Consider the following 19,603-nt stretch of genomic DNA (forward strand, 5'->3'; position numbering starts at 1 on the left):
ATATTCTTTCTTAAAAGAAGATTAAATAAACCGTAATCCGACGATGAAATCGATCTCTATTTTTCTGATTATTGGAATCGTTTGATCCTTCCGGCTTCGGTATAGCTTTTCCAATGTTGGATATTGTATTTCAGGATGAAGCACTTGTTGCGGTGGATAAACCGACGGGTCTGTTATCGGTGCCGGGGCGGGGGCCGGATAAGCAGGACTGCTGTTTCAGTCGCGTGAAAAAAGTGTTTCCGGAGGCGCTGATGGTGCACCGGCTGGATATGGATACGTCCGGTCTGATTCTTTTTGCGCGGTCGCCGGCCGTACAGCGTGTGCTTTCGCTGCAGTTTGAAAAGCGTGAAATCTGTAAAACCTATACGGCGCTCGTGGAAGGGATTGTTGAGCAGGATGAGGGATTGGTCGATTTTCCGATGCGCAAAGATATGGAGCAACGTCTGCCGCCGAAACATATAGTGGACTGTGTGCGTGGAAAGAAGGCTGTTACCCGGTGGAAAGTGCTGGAACGGGGGAGCATTCAACGCGTGTAGCGCTGTTTCCAGAGACCGGACGTTCGCATCAGCTTCGGGTGCATATGAGTGCAATCGGTTTTCCAATCGTTGGAGATAATATCTATGGTACAGCCGGTGAACGGCTGATGCTGCATGCACAGCATCTGACGCTGGCTCATCCGGTTTCCGGAGAGCCGGTCAGATTTGAATGTCCGGTTCCGTTTTAGGGAGTGGTCATGCCTTCGGTCATGATGGCCTGAATTTTGGCCTGGAATACAGCCTGATGTTTCATCGCCACCTGTTGGCCGACCATGGCTCCTTCCTGCATGAGCCGGGGCAGTTCTTCGAGGGTTTTCTTGCCGATCGGTGTTTTATAAAAAGCAATCAGTTCTTTCAGTTCGGTTTCGCTGAAAGCACCCTGATAAATGGTGATCATCCGGGCGGTCAGTTCGGGGTCGTTGGCGACTGCGGAACCGAACTCTTTGGATGCGACAATGATTTTATCAATTTTTTCCTGATCCAGCCCCATCTGTCTGAACTGGTCAACCTGTGCTGCGAAAACCGAGTTGAAACTTTCCATGAACATTTCTTTCGGAGCAACCATGGAAATGAGTTCTTCGGCGGCCGCCTTGTGGCTTTCAGCATCTGCGAATCCATTGGTAATACAGGTGGTCAGTGCGAGCAGTGCGATCAGTTTTTTCATTTTGTATTCCTTTTGAGGTTATGTATGCCTGTATGATTTTCTGACAAACTTTTAAACAGTTTTGTGTTTAATCTGCGGAAGGGCAAGGCGAATCCGCTTGAATGTGCCGCCCGATTCTGAACAATCCGGTGCCATGGACGATTTACTCTACAAAGGACATTTCAAGGGACTGGACATTGCGTTCACCTATGTGGTTGCCACGAAAGCCGTGAATGAAAGTGTGGTTCGGCACGATTGCGATCCGGCCGGTGCGCATATACTGGGTCGTGCAACGGCGGCCGGACTGCTTGCGGCGGCACTGCTGCCGGAACAACGCCGGCTTAACGCCTGCTGGAAATATGAGGGCGGACTGAAAACGGTGGTGGTTGATGCGGGGAACGACGGTACGGTACGGTCGCTGATTTCGCCGAATCATCTGCATGAATTTGAAGATGCGCATGAAGCGCTTTACGGAAATGAAGGGCAGCTTCAGGTCATTACCACGGAAAAAGGCGGTATTGTGAATTCCGGCACGACACCGATTGCACTGCATGATGTGGTGAATGATCTGGCGTATCACTATTCAATTTCCGATCAGGTGGAAACCGGGATGAGTGTGATGATCGGGTTTGATGCGGATCCGGAGAAGCCGGTGGCACTGTGTCAGGGCTGGATGATTCAGGCACTGCCGAATACCGATCTTGAACGGTTCGACCGCATCCGCAACCACATGGGCGGCCATGGATTCCGTGAATTACTGGGCCATGAAAGCGCGGCGGAGAGTTATTTTGAGCAGATTGCTCAGGTCCTGGTCGGGAATGAGCAGGATTACGAAGGTGTACATATGGACGTCTGTCCGACTCCGGAATACCGATGTACCTGCAGTCGGGAGAAAATGGCCGCCGTTTTGCGCTCCATCCCGATTCCCGACCGCATGACCATCGTAAAGAAAAATGAGCCGCTGGGGATCAGCTGTCAGTTCTGCAACAAACGCTATGAACTCTCCATTCCCGAATGCATTGCGGCCTGGAATGAGAAGATTCAGGGTTGAACGGTTTCCGGGAGGGAAGCGTTTCGCACAGTCATATGGATATGCCGAAGGCCATACAAGGCACTTTAATTAAACGATATAAGCGCTTTCTGGCGGATGTGAAACTGGATGATGGAACGGTGATTACCGCCCACTGTCCGAATACCGGCCGGATGACGACGTGTGCCGAACCGGGATACCGCGTGGTTCTTTCCGACTCGGAAAATCCCAAAAGAAAATACCGCTATACCTGGGAGCTGGCGCATAACGGCGATTGCTGGATCTGCGTCAATACCGGTCGCGCGAATGAAATGGCGTTTGAAGCGGTTTCTGAAGGCCGGATTCCGGAACTGACCGGTTATGAAGAGGTGGTCCGTGAGCGGAAATTCGGAAACAGCCGCTTTGACCTGTTTTTAAAAACAGGTGATAATCTATGCTATGTGGAAGTCAAAAGCGTGACACTGCTGGCGGATGACGGCCGGTATGCGTTTCCGGATGCTGTTACCGAGCGCGGCCGCAAACATTTGAATGAACTGATCGAAGTGGTGAAGGCCGGACACCGCGCCGCTATGCTTTTTGTTATTTCCCGCTCAGACGGTTCCGGCTTTCGGGCTGCGCACGAAATTGATCCGGCATATGCGGAAATGCTGAAAATCGCAGCAGGAAACGGCGTGGAACTTCATGCCTGGCAGGCCGATCTGTCGCCGGAAGCGATCCGGCTGAATCAGGCGGTTCCTATTATTGCTTAAAAACTTTAGGTTATCCGGCTGAGCGTTATTATCTTCCTCCAAAGATGTTGAGTAATAGGAGCTCCATTGAAAGAGGATAAGACGATGATGTATCGCAGAAGAATTGTTCTTGGTGCCGGGATCGTTCTGGGCCTTTTGTCCGCAGTTTATCTGTTTCGCTTACGGGAAACCGGAGTACTGCGACCGCCGATGTCTTCATCTTTTTCCGTTTCGGCAGAAGTTCTGTTAAAACCTTCCGGAAAGTGGATTGAGCAGGTTTCGGCAGCGGAACCGGATGAAGCCATGGAGCTGGCAAAATTACGCGGCCGGCAAATGAAGGAACTGATTCGGACCGATCCGGAAAAGGCCTTGTCTCTGGCCTTATCGTGGGCGGAATGGCAGGCGCTTTCCCCTGAACTCCGGGCACATGTGGAGCAGCCTTTCAGTATGCAGGCTGATGTTGAAGTACTGGTGGCCTGCGGCGAACAGAGCCGATCTTTCATCGAAACCGATTTCCCCGGTCTTGGGAAAATGGAGACGTATGTGTACGGCCGCCGCAATGAGGTGAATACCAAAAAAGGGCTTCCGGTTCAGGGGATTCGTGTGGGAACAGTGGGTGCGCTTCGGGAGGAAACATTCCAGCTGTTGAAACGCAACGATGAAATTGCAGTGCTTAATCTGTTCCCGGTTGCGGGGACCAAGCCGGCATCGGATGCGGTTGCGGCCCTCGCCGGCGGATACCTTTTTTATTTTGAAAACGAAGCCGCACTGGAAGCGGCGAACCGTAAACTGGCGGAGCTGGAGGCCCTGCCTGGTCCGGATGCGGGCCTGCAGCAGCTTTTCGAGAAACTGGACGCCTATCTTTACGACGAGGGCGGAATCGATTTCGAGGCGCTGGAAACCGCAGTGCGTTCTGCTTCAGCCGAATGGACCGGAACGCCGCGCGAGGTCTATGTGATTCTGGTCGATTTTCCTGATATTTCCGGCCAGCCGGTGGATCCGGTTGAATTTTCGAACCGGCTGAATAATGCGGTATCGGAGCAGATCTGGGAAATGTCCTATAAAAAAACGCATATTGTCGCCGAGGTGAATCCAAAGACCTATCGCCTTACCCAGACAAGTATGAATTATACGAATAAAACGAGTGCTTTGCACAGCGAAGCGAAAGCTCTTGCTGAAGTGGAGGTGGGTTCGCTGGACGGCTATGACACCATTTGCGTCGTATTTCCTCACGTGGCGGGCATGGGGTTTGCCGGACTCGCCAGCGTCGGCGGACAGAATCTGTGGCTGAACGGAACCATGAATAACGATGTAGTGATCCATGAACTGGGGCACAACTACGGTTCGTATCATGCTTCATTCTGGCAGGTGGCGGGCAGCGATCCGGTCGATCCGGCCGGTGAAAAAATCGAATACGGCGATTTTACGGATATTATGGGGGGTGGTGACTCGCCGGAGGGGCACTTTAATCATTGGCATAAAAAGCACATCGGCTGGCTGGAAAGTACCAACTGGACGGCGGCAACGACCTCCGGAACGTATCGTATTCATCGTTTTGATCATCCGGATACCACGGCCGCCATTCGGGGACTTCAAATCCCGAAAACGGGAAATGATAATTACTGGCTCGGTCTGCGGCAGGAATATACTGCATACGATGCCTTCGGTCGCGGGGCTTATCTGCTCTGGAAAAAATCGGTTGACAACCGCTCCTATCTGGTCGACACCACGCCGGACTCCGCTGATGGAAAATATGACGGCGGTCTCGCGCTGGGCCGGACCTATTCCGATGTTGCAGCCGGCGTGCACATTACGCCGGTTGCGCGCGGCGGACGGTCGCCGAATGAATGGATGGATATTCGGGTGAACTTCGGCAGTTTCCCCGGAAATTCCGCGCCGATGGCATCAATCAGCGGACCGGCGACCGGTTCCGTTCAGGAGAGTATGATTTTCAGTGTTTCCGCTTCCGATGCGGACGGCGATGAGTTGGCCTATTATTGGAACACGGGCGATGGCCTGGTGAAACCGAACAGCCCGACGATCGCCACCGCCTGGCTTTCCGGCAGTACCGTGACCGTCAGTTGCGTGGTCTCGGACATGAAAGGCGGTACCGTTGAGGTTTCTCAGGAGGTCGTTCTCTCCAGTCCGCTGGATAACTGGACGCAGCGGACGTCGGGGGTGACCGCTCAGTTAAATGATCTTGCTGTCGGGAACGGCCGGGTGGTGGCTGTTGGGGAAACAATGGAACTACTGCATATTCAGACGATGGTATAAACTGGACTGTTCATACCAGCGGCAGTCATTGGTTGGGCAATGTGTATTTATCCGGAGTAATATATGATGGATCTCAGTTTGTTGCCGTTGGTATGGATCATGACGAAAGCGGATGGGAGCAGGTGATCTACACTTCTGCTGATGGTACGTATTGGACAAAAAGGTACGAGTCAAATTCTGCCAGTACCAATAACATTCGGCTGTATGATGTTGCCTATGGAAATGGCGTTTATGTGGCGGTGGGTGATAATGGAACCATTGTGCGGTCTACGGATAGTGTTACCTGGAGTCCTGTTGTCTCCGGTACAACGACCACCCTAGCGGGGATAAGCTATGGAGACGGTGTGTTTGTTGCTGTTGGACCAAAATATTCCGGAGCTTCAGCCATTGCTTTGACTTCTTTGGATGGACTTTCATGGACGAATAATGCATCGGGAATAGATCTTGATAGCTGGAAGCTATTGAGTGATATCGAATATTTTAACGGACAGTTTCTGGCTGGAGGTTTTTATGCTCGGATTCTTACTTCTAGGGATCAGGGACAGACATTTACTACGACTATGGCGGATGATCGCTATACCATTTATGGTTTGGCTCATGGTGGAGATATCTTTTTCGCTACTGGTATCAATGAAGATACCGGAGGAGTCGATATCAACCTGATTTCGGCGGATGGAGTGAACTGGTCGGAACTTTTCACGGCCCAGAAGGATAATCAGAATGCGGCTGTTTATTTTAACGGAACGTTTATCACGGTCGGCGATAACGGATCGATCTGGCAGTCGGGTGCGGTGGAAGGTTTGGCGCAGGGATTTGCCGGATGGCAGCTGGAACACGGGGATGATCTTGGTTTTAACCGGGATCCGATGGATGATGCGGATTTTGACGGGGAAGTGAATCTGGTGGAATATGCACTGGGTTCAGTGGCGACCGATGCGGAGTCCCGTCCTTCGGTCCGGTCGGAGGTGAACGCCGGGTATTTTCAGGTGAACTATCCGCGCACCGCCAAACGGGATGATATTGCCTACACGGTTGAGCGTGCCTCCAATCTGATTTCCAATGACTGGAGTGCGGCGGAAGCGGTGGTGGTGGAAAATTCGGAGACGAATCTGGCCGCCCGGTCTGTTTACACGATTGATGCACAAACGAATGAATATCTGCGTCTGAAGGTGGAACTCTCCGATTAAGCATACTTAACGACAGCGTTATTCCGCGCAGCGACGCAGAGAGCGCGGAGCCGTTTATGACTGAATTTCTCTGCGTCCTCAGCACCTCTGTGAGGGATCAAATTTATACCGGATAGCTTTAACGTTTGGTATTACATGCTATTGGGTTTGGTTTGTGTACAAAAAAGTCGTAATTTATTACCTTATTGTTAATGCATTATAATGAGTTGCTTATAAAACCGTTCTGAAAAATCCACCGTTGAATATGGGAAAATTCACCGAAACCGGTGGGCGCGTCCGCGATCCATTTCAAACCGTATCGGGAAAACAGGCTGTGTGAATGCTGCATTTCAGGTAGTTTGACGATTATGACGAAAATTTCAGAACAAATGAGGGTCGTGGTGCTTGGGGCGAGTCCGAAGCCGGAGCGGTATGCCAATAAAGCTGTGCACCTTCTGCTCGAACATGGTTATTCAGTATTGCCGGTGCATCCGGCGGCGGCGGAAATTGCAGGACAGAACGTCTATGCCGGGCTGCGGGATATTGAGACCGCCGTTCATACGGTTACGGTTTATCTTTCAGCTTCTCAGTCCGCATTGCTGGCGGCGGATCTCATGGCATTGCGGCCCCGCCGGGTGATCTTCAATCCCGGTGCGGAAAATCGGGAACTTCAGCACATGCTGCAGGAGAACGGGATTGAAGTAGAGGAAGCCTGCACGCTGGTATTGCTGAATACAGGACAGTTTTAATGAAGGATTCCGGGTACTGGAAAAAGGAAATCGGTCTGGAACCGCATCCGGAGGGCGGATGGTACCGGCGTGTTTTTGAGTCGGATATCCGACTGGAAAACGGCCGCCCGGCCATGACCTCCATTTATTATCTCCTGGAGGCGCCCGGTTTTTCTGCGCTGCATCGGTTGAAGTCGGATGAACAGTGGCATTTTTATTATGGACAGCCGATCACCATTCACGAGCTGACCGCCGGCGGAGTGGTGCATACCCGGCTGGGCGGGACCCGGTTCCAGCATAGCGTGAAAGCCGGAACGGTTTTCGGGGCAACGGTTGAAACGGGATATGCCCTGGTGGGCTGTGCGGTGGCTCCCGGCTTTGATTTTTCGGATTTTGAATTGCCTGCGCGTGAGGAACTGCTGAAAGAATTTCCAGATCAATATGACTTTATTGTAAGCCTATCTTATTGAATGTTAATCATTTATTTAAAATTTGACATCGATCGTTATCGGCATAAAATTCTTTCAACAGCGAAAGGAGCATCATATGCCATTCAATCAGACGAAGGATGTATTCGAGCAGGCCTGTAAATTCCACCACAAGCTGAGTGAGTTTTATGAAAATCTCAAGGACTCGGCTGCAAAAGAACGGACAAAGGCACTGCTGGATTATCTCAGCCGGCATGAACAGTATCTGGAGGACTGTCTCAAGGAATTTATGCAGGATGTTTCCAGAAATGTTGCAGATTCTTTTCTGCAATACGGACCGGATGCGTCGACACTTAAGGAAATTAACGATTTTCAGATCAAGTCCTCCATGGAGGTGGAGGATGTGGTGGCCGCCGCGATGCATTTCGACGCGTGCCTGATCAAATTCTACCGCGAAATGGCGGAAAAGACACAGAACAGTAAAGTGCGTGAGATTTTCGAAAATCTCCTGATTATGGAAGAGCATGAGCAGATCGAGCTCAGCAAAACCACGATGGAGTTCGGCCTGCTGGATGAAAAACTGGTGGTTGATGAGACGATATGATTTCCAATGCCAGGAACTTTCAGTAGTTTTCCGGGCATGATATATCAGTTCAAAGAGGTAAAACCGTCACTGCCGGATGAATATTATATTGCGGAAAACGCCACGGTGATCGGTGATGTGGTGCTGAAAAATCAGTCCAGCGTCTGGTTTGGAACGGTGTTGCGGGGCGATATTGAACCCATCGTTCTGGGTGAACGTTCCAATATTCAGGATAATTCCGTGGCCCACACCGGAAAAGGAGCTCCGACCATTATCGGCGACGATGTAACCGTCGGCCATAAGGTGACTTTGCATGGCTGCACTGTTGGAAATAACTGCCTGATCGGCATGGGAGCCATTCTTCTTGATAACTGTGAGATCGGCGATAACTGCATTATCGGTGCAGGTTCGATTATTACGCAGGGTAAAAAAATTCCGCCCGGTTCGCTGGCTGTCGGTTCGCCGGCGCGGGTGATCCGTAAACTGACGGAAGCTGATTTTATCAATATCCGGAGTTATGCTGAGCGGTATGTTGAAAACATGCGGCGGTACCGGGGCGGGATCATTAAGCCATGCTGAACGTGCTGAAAGATTTCAGCGAGCGGATAGGGCTGGGGGGTGGAAAACCGGTTTTCAATCCGGAGGTGTTTAACGATCCCGTTGCTCTGCAGACCGCCTGGTCACCGTTGAAAAAAGGCGGAGCCAGTTTCAGAACACAGAAACTGGTGGAAATTGATCCGGATCGCCTGGAACTTAGAACAACAGCGGGAGCGATTCTGTTTTCCGTGTTGTTTGCGGGAATGGGGCTGCTGGCTATCGGCGGCGGGATTGCAATTTATATTCAATCGGACTTTTCTTCATTTAAAAGCATACTGCCGGTACTCATCGGGCTGGTCTTTACCGGCGCGGGGGGGTGTATGCTGTATTATTTTTCCACACCGTCGGTGTTTGACCGGCGCAATGGATTTTTCTGGAAAGGGCGCAAATCACCCGACGAAGTGGTGAACCGGAGCCGTCTGAAGCAGTTCGTTGAATTTGATCGGATTTATGCGCTGCAGCTGATTTCGGAATACTGCAGGAGCGATAAAAGCAGTTTTTACAGTTATGAACTCAACCTGATTTTAAAGGACGGCAGCCGGATCAACGTTTTCGACCATGGGAAACTGGACGCCGCCCGGGCGGATGCGGAGAAGCTGTCGGCTTTTCTGAACCGGCCATACTGGGAAGGTCCGGTCGGTTAGTCTGCTCAGGCGGATTCCAGGGTTGTGCGGATGGCCTGGCTGAGCGTGGGGGAAAAATAGGGTTTGTGCAGCAGGTTGCAGCGGCCGGTGGAGAGCAGGGGTTCCAGATCGGATTCCACGGAAAATCCGGTGGCGATCAGAATATGGATATGCGGATCAATTTCGCGCAGTTTCCGGAAGCAGTCGCGGCCGTTCATTACAGGCATCATCATATCGAGAATCACCAGATTGATTTCATGCCGTCCGGCTTTGAATTTTTCGAGGGCATCCGCACCGTTTTCGGCGCAGCGCACCCGATAGCCGAGTCTGCCGAGCAGTTCCCGGGTGGTTTGCAGCACATGAATGTCGTCGTCTACCAGCAGAATGGTTTCATTGCCGCGGAAAACGCTGACGGAGGTTGCGTGCTCTTCTTCGGCTTCGGTGATCGGCAGGTAGAGATGAAAACATGTTCCGGCATTTTCCACGCTCCTGAAATCGATTGCACCATGATGCTGCTGCACGGTTCCGAGTACGCTGGCGAGACCCAGACCGGTACCTTTTCCGATATCCTTGGTTGTGAAAAAGGGTTCGAAAATACGGCTTTGTAAATCGGCGGACATTCCGCAGCCGGTATCGGCGATGGAGATTTTAAGAAATGTTCCCGGAGTAATATCAAACGTTCCGCATTGGAATACGGCTTCTTCGAGTTCCACAAGCTCGGTTTTAATATCAATGGTTCCCCCTTCCGGCATGGCGTGGTCGCAGTTGATGCCGATATTGAGCAGGGTGTTTTGCAGTTGGGAGGCATCTCCGTATACGTTGGCTTCTTCGGCATCGAGATGAAGTTTCACCCGGCTTCGCTTATCGATGGAACTGCGTAGCAGAACCGCGGCATCGCAGATCAGTGAATGCAGATTGATGACCTGTGAGCTTAGCTGCTGTTTTCTGGAAAAGGATAGCAGGTTCTGTGTCAGTTTAGCCGCCCGTCGGGTGGTTTTGAGGACAATGTTATGATATTCGAGGGCTTCGGGGTCATCCTTGATGCGCATGCCCAGGAGTTCGGTTGCGCCGGATATTCCGCTGAGCATATTGTTGAAGTCGTGTGCAACACCGCCGGCGAGCTGACCGATTGCCTTCATTTTTTCAGATTGATGAAGTGATTCCTCCAGCTGAATGCGCGGGGTGATATCCTGCAGAATGCCGACCAGATGGGCCGGATGTCTGTCGGATATTTGAATAGGACGGCATTGCAGATGTACGTGCCTGATGGAGTCATCGTGGCGTATAATACGGAAATCCCCGGACATGGCTTCATTTTCATTGCGCGCTTTTGCGCAGAGGTGCTGAACCAGCAGGGCATCATCCGGATGAGCGAGCGTCTCAAACAGTTTGCTGTCGGCAGGCTCCTGAGCGGGGTCGAGGGCAAGAATTCTGTAGACTTCATCGGAGAATGTGGTGATCCCGGTTTTCAAATCCACCTTCCAGTGGCCGAGCGAGGCGATTTCCTCCGCTTCTTTAAGCAGCAGTTTTTCAGATTCCAGTGCAAAGGTCCGGCGTCTCACCTCCCGCTTGAGCAGAATATTCCAGGCAATCACCCCGAGGGTCAGCAGAGCACCGGGAAGAGAGATTTTCCAGAAGATGGAATAATCGTAAGGTTTGGGGGTGCGCGGCACCCACCGGGCATAAATCTGTTCCTTCTGGTGGGGATGGATAAGGCCGAGTGCTTTTGTAAGGACAGAAGACAGCATCGGCCAGTCTTCGCGGGAGGCCATTGAGAGTGACGTGATATAGGGAGAAACTCCGCCGGGTTTTATGGTGTGCAGATGGAGTTCGGCGATCTGTTGACCGACCTGGAGAGCATCTCCGGCCAGTGCATCAATGCGGCCGGCATCAAGCGCCTTGACTGCTTCGGCGGGCGATTCGAATTCCGTCAGTTTTAACAGCGGAAATTCGCGGTGGAGTTCTTCAGCATAATACCGGCCGTTCAGCAGCCCCACCGTTTTGCCGTTCAGGTCGGACAGGCTGCGGATATAGACGTCGCCTTCACGAATATAGATTTTAATATCCTGAGAAAAATAGGGCGGGGTCAGATTGAGTGCGGCCTCGGTTTCCGGAGCCCGGTAAACACCGGGAACCAGATCGACGCGGCGCTGTCGGAGCAGGTCGAGGCTTTCGTCGGGCCCGGATGACGGAACAAACTCAAGATTCATGCCCAGATTTTTTTTAAGCAGATCGAGATAGTCGATGTTCAGTCCGCGCCAGCGGCCTTCTGCATTTTTCCAGGAAAACGGTTTTCGTTTTTTTTCCACAGCAACCCGGAAAGTCAGGTGTTCGGCCAGCCATTCGCGCTCTTCCGGCGTCAGTTCCATGGCCAGCAGTTGATAATGCGGATCTCCGGGGGAAATGTTCCATTTTTTGAGCAGTCCTGCCCGTTCTTCCGGGGTGAATGTGCGCAGGACTTTGTTGAGCATGTCGTGAAATGGCCGGTAGTCGTTTCGGGTGAGTACCGTAATCGGCATGCCGTATGGCGATACCCGGATCAGGCGCATATCATTCAGCTGATGATTAAGAATGACAAAGGACTGCAGTGCGGCGACTTCAAAAACCGCATCAGCCCTTCCGTCGATGACCATTTTTGCGCAGTCAAGATCGGTTTCCCCGAAAATAAGCTCACATCCGCCGAGGGAAAGCAGGGCCGGATGTTCGGCTTCCCATCCTTCGATAACCGCCACTTTTTTTCCTGCCATATGCTTCGGGGTAAATTCATCCGGATCGCGGTGACTGAGTGCAAAAAGGGCAAAAGGCAGAAAGGTGATGTCGTCGGATTTATAATAAACATTGGTGTAGGCGGGATAATCCGGCGGGTCAAACCCGGTGATAACCGGGCGGTCCGCATGTGCAACATGCATGACAATATCGTCGTAAAGTGCCGGTTCATAAATGATCTCAGTGCCGGTCAGCGTTGAGAACCGGTCCAGAACATCGCAAAGCAGGCCTGCAAATTCTCCGCGATCATTCATATGCGTGTAGGGCACACCGTCCGGATCGGCCACAACCGGAAGCTCCGGATGAGTACGTAACCAGTTCTTTTCTTCCGGACTCAGATTCAGCGGCGGTATTTCCGCTGTATTGATTCCGTATACTGCCGGTCGGGATAGGACGGTTAACAGGAGGATCAGTCCCGGTTTAAGGACGGGGATACCGTTGGAGGGGAAGTTCATGGATGGGGGGATCAAGGGCGGTTATGTTCAGTATGAGCTTTTATCACGGATGAGAGGGTATTATGACCGGGGGAATAATCAAGTTTAATGTGATCATTAAAACAGGGTATAGCGCGGGGATGCTGCGGGATTTCAGAATGTATGCTGCAGGGCGTGCCTTGAGACCTTTAAATCAAATTCCGGCCGTAATTTTGTTCTATTATAAATTGTGGCTTCAGCCGGTATCGCGGCCGATTTTGACCCCTAATTGATTTTGAGGCACATTATGAGGGATTTTGACGGCTTTTGCCCTTTTGAGGACGCAATGGTTCTGGTAGTGTTTTCAGATTAATTCCCATGAAAGGAACAGGACAACTATGTCTGATGCAGAAAACGATTTAAAGGCTGATGAAGCAACCAGAAATCGCGCCGCCGATAATCCCGATGCCGCCGGGTATGGTGCCGACCACATTACCGTTCTTGAAGGTATTGAAGCAGTTCGTAAACGCCCGGCCATGTATATCGGTGATACGGGTACGCGGGGATACCATCACTGTGTATACGAAGTGGTTGATAACTCAATCGACGAAGCACTGGCGGGCTACTGCTCGAACGTCGAAGTCTGTATTAACGAAGACGGTTCGCTGAGCGTCATCGACGACGGCCGCGGCATCCCGGTGGATATGCATCCGACCGAAGGCAAGCCGGCGGTAACGGTAGTGATGACCGTACTGCACGCCGGCGGTAAATTTGATTCCGACACCTATAAAGTGTCCGGCGGTCTGCATGGCGTGGGGGTTTCCTGTGTGAATGCGCTTTCGGAATGGCTCGAAGTGGAAGTGAAACGCGACGGCCAGATCTATCATCAGCGTTTCGAACGCGGGGTCGAAGTGACTGAACTGGTGACTATCGGGAAAACCGATGAAACCGGCACCAAGGTGACGTTCATGCCCGACCACAGCATCTTCACGCATGAAGGCGGTTTTCAGTGGGACATTCTTTCCGCCCGGCTGCGCGAACTGGCTTTTTTGAACCGCGGCGCAAAAATCACGCTGAAAGAGGAAGCCACCGGCCGGGATGAGGTGTTCAAATATGACGGCGGTATTCTGGAGTTTGTTCAGCATCTGAACCGGAACAAAGCGCCGATGCATCCGGAAGTCATCTATTTCGAGCGTGAAAAAGATGATGTCGTGGTTGAAATCGCGATGCAGTATTCCGATGCGTTCAACGAAACAATTTTCAGCTTCGCCAATAACATCAACACCATCGAAGGCGGTACGCATCTTTCCGGTTTCCGCTCGGCCCTGACCCGTACGGTCAATGCCTACGCCAAGCAGAACAAACTGATCAAGGATGATAAGCAGACGATGGGCGGCGACGATATCCGCGAAGGACTCACGGCGGTCATTTCCGTCAAAATTCCGGATCCGCAGTTTGAAGGACAGACCAAAACCAAACTGGGCAACGGTGAGGTGGAAGGTATTGTGCAGCAGATTGTCAACGAGGAACTCGGCACCTGCTTTGAAGAAAATCCGACCATTGCGCGTACGATTATTGATAAAGCCGTGGTTGCGGCACGTGCCCGGATGGCGGCGCGGAAAGCGCGGGATCTGGCCCGCCGTAAAGGTGCGCTGGAGAGCGGGGGACTTCCCGGTAAACTGGCCGACTGTTCCAGCCGCGATCCTTCCCGTACCGAAATTTATATTGTGGAGGGCGATTCCGCAGGCGGTTCGGCCAAGCAGGGCCGGGACCGGGAATTTCAGGCGATTCTTCCGGTGAAGGGTAAAGTGATCAATGTGCAGAAGGCCCGTCTTGATAAGGTGCTGGCCAACGATGAAATCCGCACGATGATCACCGCCATCGGTACAGGCATCGGTGAGGATGATTTCGATATTGAAAAAGCCCGTTATCATAAAATCATTATTATGACCGACGCGGATGTTGACGGTGCACATATCCGTACACTGCTGCTGACGTTCTTCTATCGTCAGATGCCGCAGCTGATCGAACACGGTTATATTTATATTGCCCAGCCGCCGCTCTATAAGGTGACGCGCCGCAAGCGTGAAGAGTATGTTGAATCCGACGCGCATCTTACGCAGATTCTGCTCGACCTTGGTGCCGACGGGCTCCAGCTGGAAAAAGCGGACGGCACAGAACTGCTCGATACCAAGGGATTGCGGGAGCTGCTCGATAATCTCGTGAAGATTGAGGATATTGCCGACAAATTGCGCCGTCGCGGTATCCTGCCGATGAACTATCTGGCTGCACGGGACCCGGAAACCGGGAATTTCCCGCAATACTGTGTCTACATGAATGAGGTCGGCGAAGAACTGGATATTCGTTTCGCGTCGGATGAAAAAGGGCTGCGCGCCATTTTTGACGAAGTGCAGGCCGGTATTGAAACTGTCGACGGTGAAGTGCCGGAAGAGAAAAAGGTCCGCTATAAGGAGCTTTATTTTGCCAAAGAGCTGAAGGCTGTTTTCCACACGCTCAAGGAAAACGGTTATACGATTGAGCAGCTTGTTGGAACGGAAGAGCCGCAGTTCAATATCAATGATAAAGGCTCCCGGATCCCGGCGAATTCGCTGATGGATCTGCTGGGCATTGTCCGCGATCTCGGCCGTAAAGGCATGAGCATTCAGCGCTATAAAGGTCTGGGGGAAATGAATCCGGAACAGCTTTGGGAAACCACGCTTGATCCGGAAAAGCGCCGCATGACCAAGGTGGTGCTGGAGGACGCGGTGAAGGCCGATGAAATGTTCACCATCCTGATGGGTGATGAAGTGGAACCCCGCCGCGAATTCATTCAGGAAAACGCACTGAACGTCACCAACCTCGACATCTAACGAAAGCGCATTATGGACAACATTCTCAACGAACGCATTGACCTGATTAATATTGAAGATGAGATGCAGCGCGCCTACATCGACTACTCGATGTCGGTGATTGTCGGCCGCGCACTGCCGGACGCCCGCGACGGTCTCAAGCCGGGCAACCGCCGTATTCTCTACGCGATGAAGGAACGCGGCTGGACGCACAACAAAGCTTTCGTGAAATGCGCGAAGGTGGTGGGTGAAGTGATCGGTAACTACCACCCGCACGGTGATACGGCGGTATACGATACGCTGGTCCGTATGGCCCAGGAGTGGGCGATGCGCGGCATGCTCATCGATGGTCAGGGTAACTTCGGTTCAATCGACGGCGACCGCGCGGCGGCCTATCGATACACCGAGTGCCGTCTCCGCCCGCTTGCGGAAGAGATGCTGGCCGATATCGACAAAAACACGGTTGATATGCGTCCGAACTTCGACGAATCGCTCATGGAGCCGTCGGTGTTGCCGGCACGTATTCCAAACCTGCTGGTCAACGGTTCAACCGGGATCGCGGTCGGCATGGCCACCAATATTCCGCCGCACAACCTCGGCGAAGTGATTGATGGAACGATTCGACTGATCGACAATCCGGATGCCACCATCGATGAACTGCACGAACTGATCAAAGGGCCGGACTTTCCAACCGGTGGTACCGTCTACGGTCTGAATGCCGTACGTGAATTCTATACCACTGGTCGCGGGAAAATCAAAGTACGCGGTAAAGCCGAAATCGAAGAGGAAGATAACGGCAAGGCGCGGATCATTATCACGGAAATTCCGTATGCACTGAATAAAACGCTGCTTATTCAGAAGATGGTTCATCTGGTGCGGGATAAAAAACTGGAAGGTATTTCCGATATCCGTGACGAGTCCGGTAAAGAGGGCATTCGACTGGTGATTGAGCTGAAGCGCAATGCTGTGCCGAATGTGCTGCTCAACAACATTTATAAACACACGCAGATGGAACAGACCTTCGGCGGCATTATGCTGGCGATTGACAAAGGTAAACCGCGTGTGATGAATCTGAAAGAAGCACTGCAGTGCTTTATCGATCATCGTTTTGAAGTGATTACCCGCCGCACGCAGTTTGATCTGGAAAAAGCGCAGGCCCGGGCCCATATCCTGGAGGGTTATCTGCTCGCCATGGACAACATGGATGATGTGGTTCGGATTATCCGCGATTCCAAAAACCGGGAAGAGGCACAGGAGCGCCTGATATCTAAATTCGGATTTTCCGAAATTCAGGCCAAGGCCATTCTCGATATGCGTCTGTATCAGCTGACCGGCCTGGAACGTGAAAAGGTGGAAGCTGAATATGCCGAGCTCAAGAAGCTGATTGAATATCTCGAGGATCTGCTGGCTCATCCGGCAAAAATCTACGGAGTCATTAAAGAAGACCTTGAGCAGATTCGCGCAAAATACGGCGATCATCGTAAAACCGATCTTTCCATTGATGAGGGGGAGATCGACATTGAAGATCTCATTGCGGATGAACCGTGTGTGATCACCCTTTCCAATACCGGATATATTAAACGGGTGCCGACCGATACCTATCGGCAGCAGCGTCGCGGTGGTAAAGGCGTGGTTGGAATGAGCACGAAGGATGAGGATTTTGTGGAGCACATTTTCTCGGCTTCGACGCATGATTATCTGCTCTGCTTCACCGAAGAAGGACGTATGTATTGGCTGAAAGCCTACTATGTGCCGGAAGGTACGCGTCAGAGCCGCGGGCGTTCGCTGGCTAATGTGCTGCAGATGGGCCAGGATGAAAAACTTGCGGCGATTCTCTGTGTTCGTGAGTTGGATGATGATTCGCACAACCTGATCATGGCAACCAAAAAAGGCACTGTGAAAAAGACCGTGCTTTCGGCCTATAAAAATGTCCGTGCCGCCGGAATCAATGCCATCAATATTGATGAGGGCGACCAGCTGATCGGTGTGAAAATGACCAGCGGTGATGATGAAATCATCCTGAGTATGCGCAACGGTAAAGCGATCCGGTTCAACGAAAAAGATGCGCGTCCGATGGGTCGCGTAGCCCGCGGGGTTCGCGGGGTCCGCCTGGAAGGTGACGATGAAGTCGTGACCATCGAAATTGTGAATAATGAAGCCACCATGATGGCCATCACTGAAAACGGCTACGGTAAACGTACAAGTTTCGATGAATACCGTACGCAGTCCCGCGGCGGTAAGGGTATCATCAGTATCCAGACCACAGAACGGAACGGCAAAGTGGTCAGTGCGCATGCCGTGACCGATGAGCATAAACTGATGCTGATTTCCGAAGGCGGGCAGATGATCTGTATTGGCGCCAGCGATCTTCGTGTCATCGGCCGTAATACCCAGGGCGTTCGACTCTTTAATTTGAAAGAGGGCGATAAGCTGGTTTCGGCGGCGGTTCTGGAGCCGGAAGAGGAACTTCCGGCAGCCGAGGAAAATACGGAAAATGCCGAAGGTCAGGCTCCGGCCGAAGCCGTGGAAGGTGAAACCCCTGTTGCGGATGATACGCCGGAAAATGATATGCCGGATCGCCCAGACGAAGATTAAATCCTGTACAGGAGATCGACGGCCACGAAAAGGCACAGAATACATGAAGGCTGATGGGAATCGGCCTTCGTGTTTTTGAGCTGTTTTGCAGCCGGTTTTTGTTCCGATGAAAACCACGCTTAAACAGATTGGATGGATACTGTTGATGAGTGGTTTTCTTGCATTTGCGGCAAACTCTGTGCATCCCCGGAAGCTACCCTGGGTGCAGAACTGGTCGGATCAGGTTGAAGCAAAAGCGAAGAAAGCGGGCCTCCGGGTCATTCCCTTTTCGACGGCACTGAAAAAGTTCCGGTTTTCGGAAGCCCTTTTTATTGATGCGCGTCTGAGGAAGACGTTTGAGGAGCGTCATATTCCCGGTGCACTTTCCATTCCCTTCGAATCGCTGGAAGATCAGTTTTCTGCGATTGGAGATCTTCTGGATTCCGGGAATGAGCTGATTGTCTATTGCACCAATCGCAACTGCGACGATGCGCTGCTGCTGGCCATTGAATTAAAGGCCATGGGTGCGGAAGATCTGAGTCTGTTTATTGACGGCTTCGAAGTCTGGGAAACATATGGCGGGAGCGTGGAACCGTGACGAAGGATCGGAAAATATACCGCCTGGCCTATTGGTGCTGTTGTGCAGTGCTGGCGGTTACATTTTTATCGGGATACCACAAAATCCTTTATCCGGACCGTTTTGCATTGGCGGTTTACCGGTTTCATCTGCTGCCGGATGCGCTGGTCAATATCAGCGCGCTTTTTGTTCCGTGGTTGGAAATGGTGTGTGCCGCCTGTCTTCTGCTGTTTCCGAAATTCCGGATTGCCGCACTCTGGATTACGTTGTTTCTGCTGGCTGCCTTCACGACAGCCATTGGCATCAACCTGATTCAGGGTACTGCGTTCAGCTGCGGCTGCTTCAGCAATGCGCCGGATGCCGAACCGATGAACGGAATGAGTATTGTGCGCAATTTTATGTTGATGGCACTGACGGGGCTGGCGTTTGCTGCTGAAAAAAGAAGCCGGCCGAGCGCCGGCAATATGATGGTTTAACCGTATTCTTCGATGTAGTCTTCCATCGATGCGGCAATAACTTTAAGGGCGTGTTCGCGGCCGTAGATTTCAGGAATGTTGACATCGGACGGCTGCCCGGGAACCAGTTTGTAGGTTTCAAAATAGTGGCGCATGCGTTCGATGAGGGCGTGCGATACATCCGCGATGTCATTTGCATGTTCCCAGAACTGATCGTTATCGAGTACGGCAATGATTTTATCGTCGGCTTCACCGCTGTCGACCATTTGCATGCCGCCGATGACGCGGGCACGGAGGATCACTTCGCCTCGATTGATCGGGCGCTCTGTGATCACGCAGATATCGAGCGGATCACCGTCACCCTTTTCGGATGAGGGGGAGAGTGCGTGAACCCGGCTGGAGCAGTAGGTCTGCGGAATAAATCCGTACAGTGTAGGGGTTGTGGATGACGTCAGCTGAGGGCGGTCCACACGGAGATAACCGGTGGTTTTGTCCACTTCATATTTTACCGCATCGAATTCGGTCATTTCGATATATGCATTAACCACACCTTCAATGCCTTCATGGGCTTCAAGTCCATGCCAGGGGTGCGGCCGCCAGCGGTAGAATGTTTTCGGGAATGCCATATTCTCC

Annotated in this window: 16 protein-coding genes and 1 pseudogene; 14 read left to right on the forward strand and 3 right to left on the reverse strand. The window is 52.0% G+C overall.

Going from position 1 to position 19,603, the window contains the following annotated elements; translation table 11 throughout:
• Positions 1-113: 113 nt before the first annotated feature.
• Positions 114-724, forward strand: a pseudogene (locus EGM51_14900) (RluA family pseudouridine synthase).
• Here EGM51_14900 and EGM51_14905 read toward each other — a convergent pair.
• Positions 721-1,200 carry a DUF2059 domain-containing protein gene (locus EGM51_14905; GenBank protein ID QBG48628.1) on the reverse strand — a complete coding sequence of 160 codons (480 nt, stop codon included), beginning with the start codon at positions 1,198-1,200 and terminating at the stop codon, positions 721-723. The pseudogene EGM51_14900 and the gene EGM51_14905 overlap by 4 nt on opposite strands.
• Before the next feature lie 133 nt (positions 1,201-1,333).
• Here EGM51_14905 and EGM51_14910 point away from each other — a divergent pair, with 133 nt between their 5' ends.
• The 9 genes from EGM51_14910 to EGM51_14950 all read left to right on the forward strand — a co-directional run bounded on the left by EGM51_14910 (position 1,334) and on the right by EGM51_14950 (position 9,357).
• Complete coding sequence (locus EGM51_14910) at positions 1,334-2,230, forward strand: Hsp33 family molecular chaperone HslO (protein QBG48629.1); 897 nt, start codon at positions 1,334-1,336, stop codon at positions 2,228-2,230.
• Positions 2,231-2,265: 35 nt separating this feature from the next.
• Complete coding sequence (gene sfsA / locus EGM51_14915; protein QBG48630.1) at positions 2,266-2,958, forward strand: DNA/RNA nuclease SfsA; 693 nt, start codon at positions 2,266-2,268, stop codon at positions 2,956-2,958.
• A gap of 84 nt (positions 2,959-3,042) precedes the next feature.
• Positions 3,043-5,211, forward strand: coding sequence for a hypothetical protein (locus EGM51_14920; GenBank protein ID QBG48631.1), 2,169 nt, complete (start codon positions 3,043-3,045; stop codon positions 5,209-5,211).
• Between the two features lie 92 nt (positions 5,212-5,303).
• Positions 5,304-6,398, forward strand: coding sequence for a hypothetical protein (locus EGM51_14925; GenBank protein ID QBG48632.1), 1,095 nt, complete (start codon positions 5,304-5,306; stop codon positions 6,396-6,398).
• 368 nt (positions 6,399-6,766) lie between these two features.
• Positions 6,767-7,126, forward strand: coding sequence for a CoA-binding protein (locus EGM51_14930; GenBank protein ID QBG49323.1), 360 nt, complete (start codon positions 6,767-6,769; stop codon positions 7,124-7,126).
• Positions 7,126-7,575 (forward strand): cupin domain-containing protein, encoded by a 450-nt coding sequence (locus EGM51_14935; protein QBG48633.1) that lies wholly within the window; start codon positions 7,126-7,128, stop codon positions 7,573-7,575. The genes EGM51_14930 and EGM51_14935 overlap by 1 nt, the downstream gene beginning before the upstream one ends.
• Before the next feature lie 76 nt (positions 7,576-7,651).
• A complete protein-coding gene (locus EGM51_14940) occupies positions 7,652-8,137 on the forward strand; it encodes a hypothetical protein (GenBank protein QBG48634.1) in 486 nt (161 codons plus the stop codon).
• Positions 8,138-8,173: 36 nt separating this feature from the next.
• Positions 8,174-8,695, forward strand: a complete 522-nt coding sequence (locus tag EGM51_14945) for a gamma carbonic anhydrase family protein (protein QBG48635.1) — start codon at positions 8,174-8,176, stop codon at positions 8,693-8,695.
• Positions 8,689-9,357 (forward strand): hypothetical protein, encoded by a 669-nt coding sequence (locus tag EGM51_14950; GenBank protein ID QBG48636.1) that lies wholly within the window; start codon positions 8,689-8,691, stop codon positions 9,355-9,357. Before EGM51_14945 ends, EGM51_14950 begins: the two co-directional genes overlap by 7 nt.
• 5 nt (positions 9,358-9,362) lie before the next feature.
• Here EGM51_14950 and EGM51_14955 read toward each other — a convergent pair whose 3' ends face one another.
• Positions 9,363-12,557 (reverse strand): transporter substrate-binding domain-containing protein, encoded by a 3,195-nt coding sequence (locus EGM51_14955; GenBank protein ID QBG48637.1) that lies wholly within the window; start codon positions 12,555-12,557, stop codon positions 9,363-9,365.
• Between the two features lie 356 nt (positions 12,558-12,913).
• On the opposite strand from EGM51_14955, the gene gyrB reads away from it, so the two are divergent.
• From gyrB to EGM51_14975, 4 genes are all read left to right on the forward strand, one after another.
• Positions 12,914-15,385, forward strand: coding sequence for a DNA topoisomerase (ATP-hydrolyzing) subunit B (gyrB, locus tag EGM51_14960; protein QBG48638.1), 2,472 nt, complete (start codon positions 12,914-12,916; stop codon positions 15,383-15,385).
• Positions 15,386-15,397: 12 nt separating this feature from the next.
• Complete coding sequence (gene gyrA, locus EGM51_14965; GenBank protein QBG48639.1) at positions 15,398-17,959, forward strand: DNA gyrase subunit A; 2,562 nt, start codon at positions 15,398-15,400, stop codon at positions 17,957-17,959.
• 106 nt (positions 17,960-18,065) lie between these two features.
• Positions 18,066-18,536 carry a rhodanese-like domain-containing protein gene (locus tag EGM51_14970; protein QBG48640.1) on the forward strand — a complete coding sequence of 157 codons (471 nt, stop codon included), beginning with the start codon at positions 18,066-18,068 and terminating at the stop codon, positions 18,534-18,536.
• A complete protein-coding gene (locus EGM51_14975; GenBank protein QBG48641.1) occupies positions 18,503-18,991 on the forward strand; it encodes a hypothetical protein in 489 nt (162 codons plus the stop codon). The genes EGM51_14970 and EGM51_14975 overlap by 34 nt, the downstream gene beginning before the upstream one ends.
• On the opposite strand, the gene EGM51_14980 is transcribed toward EGM51_14975, so the two are convergent.
• Positions 18,988-19,596: an inorganic pyrophosphatase gene (locus tag EGM51_14980; protein QBG48642.1), complete on the reverse strand. Its 609-nt coding sequence runs from the start codon at positions 19,594-19,596 to the stop codon at positions 18,988-18,990. The two genes, EGM51_14975 and EGM51_14980, sit on opposite strands and share 4 nt — an antisense overlap.
• Positions 19,597-19,603: the final 7 nt, after the last annotated feature.

The organism is Verrucomicrobia bacterium S94 (assembly GCA_004299845.1).
In the GTDB taxonomy this organism is placed as follows: Bacteria; Verrucomicrobiota; Kiritimatiellia; order Kiritimatiellales; family Pontiellaceae; genus Pontiella.

Bases quoted from the DNA above. Each gene is read 5' to 3' on its own strand.
- EGM51_14940 (QBG48634.1), top strand. From the start codon at position 7,652: ATGCCATTCAATCAGACGAAGGATGTATTCGAGCAGGCCTGTAAATTC.
- EGM51_14910 (QBG48629.1), top strand. From the start codon at position 1,334: ATGGACGATTTACTCTACAAAGGACATTTCAAGGGACTGGACATTGCG.
- EGM51_14905 (QBG48628.1), bottom strand. From the start codon at position 1,200: ATGAAAAAACTGATCGCACTGCTCGCACTGACCACCTGTATTACCAAT.
- EGM51_14935 (QBG48633.1), top strand. From the start codon at position 7,126: ATGAAGGATTCCGGGTACTGGAAAAAGGAAATCGGTCTGGAACCGCAT.
- EGM51_14970 (QBG48640.1), top strand. From the start codon at position 18,066: ATGAAAACCACGCTTAAACAGATTGGATGGATACTGTTGATGAGTGGT.
- sfsA (QBG48630.1), top strand. From the start codon at position 2,266: ATGGATATGCCGAAGGCCATACAAGGCACTTTAATTAAACGATATAAG.
- EGM51_14930 (QBG49323.1), top strand. From the start codon at position 6,767: ATGAGGGTCGTGGTGCTTGGGGCGAGTCCGAAGCCGGAGCGGTATGCC.
- EGM51_14945 (QBG48635.1), top strand. From the start codon at position 8,174: ATGATATATCAGTTCAAAGAGGTAAAACCGTCACTGCCGGATGAATAT.
- gyrA (QBG48639.1), top strand. From the start codon at position 15,398: ATGGACAACATTCTCAACGAACGCATTGACCTGATTAATATTGAAGAT.
- EGM51_14955 (QBG48637.1), bottom strand. From the start codon at position 12,557: ATGAACTTCCCCTCCAACGGTATCCCCGTCCTTAAACCGGGACTGATC.
- EGM51_14920 (QBG48631.1), top strand. From the start codon at position 3,043: ATGATGTATCGCAGAAGAATTGTTCTTGGTGCCGGGATCGTTCTGGGC.
- EGM51_14980 (QBG48642.1), bottom strand. From the start codon at position 19,596: ATGGCATTCCCGAAAACATTCTACCGCTGGCGGCCGCACCCCTGGCAT.
- EGM51_14950 (QBG48636.1), top strand. From the start codon at position 8,689: ATGCTGAACGTGCTGAAAGATTTCAGCGAGCGGATAGGGCTGGGGGGT.
- EGM51_14925 (QBG48632.1), top strand. From the start codon at position 5,304: ATGGATCATGACGAAAGCGGATGGGAGCAGGTGATCTACACTTCTGCT.
- gyrB (QBG48638.1), top strand. From the start codon at position 12,914: ATGTCTGATGCAGAAAACGATTTAAAGGCTGATGAAGCAACCAGAAAT.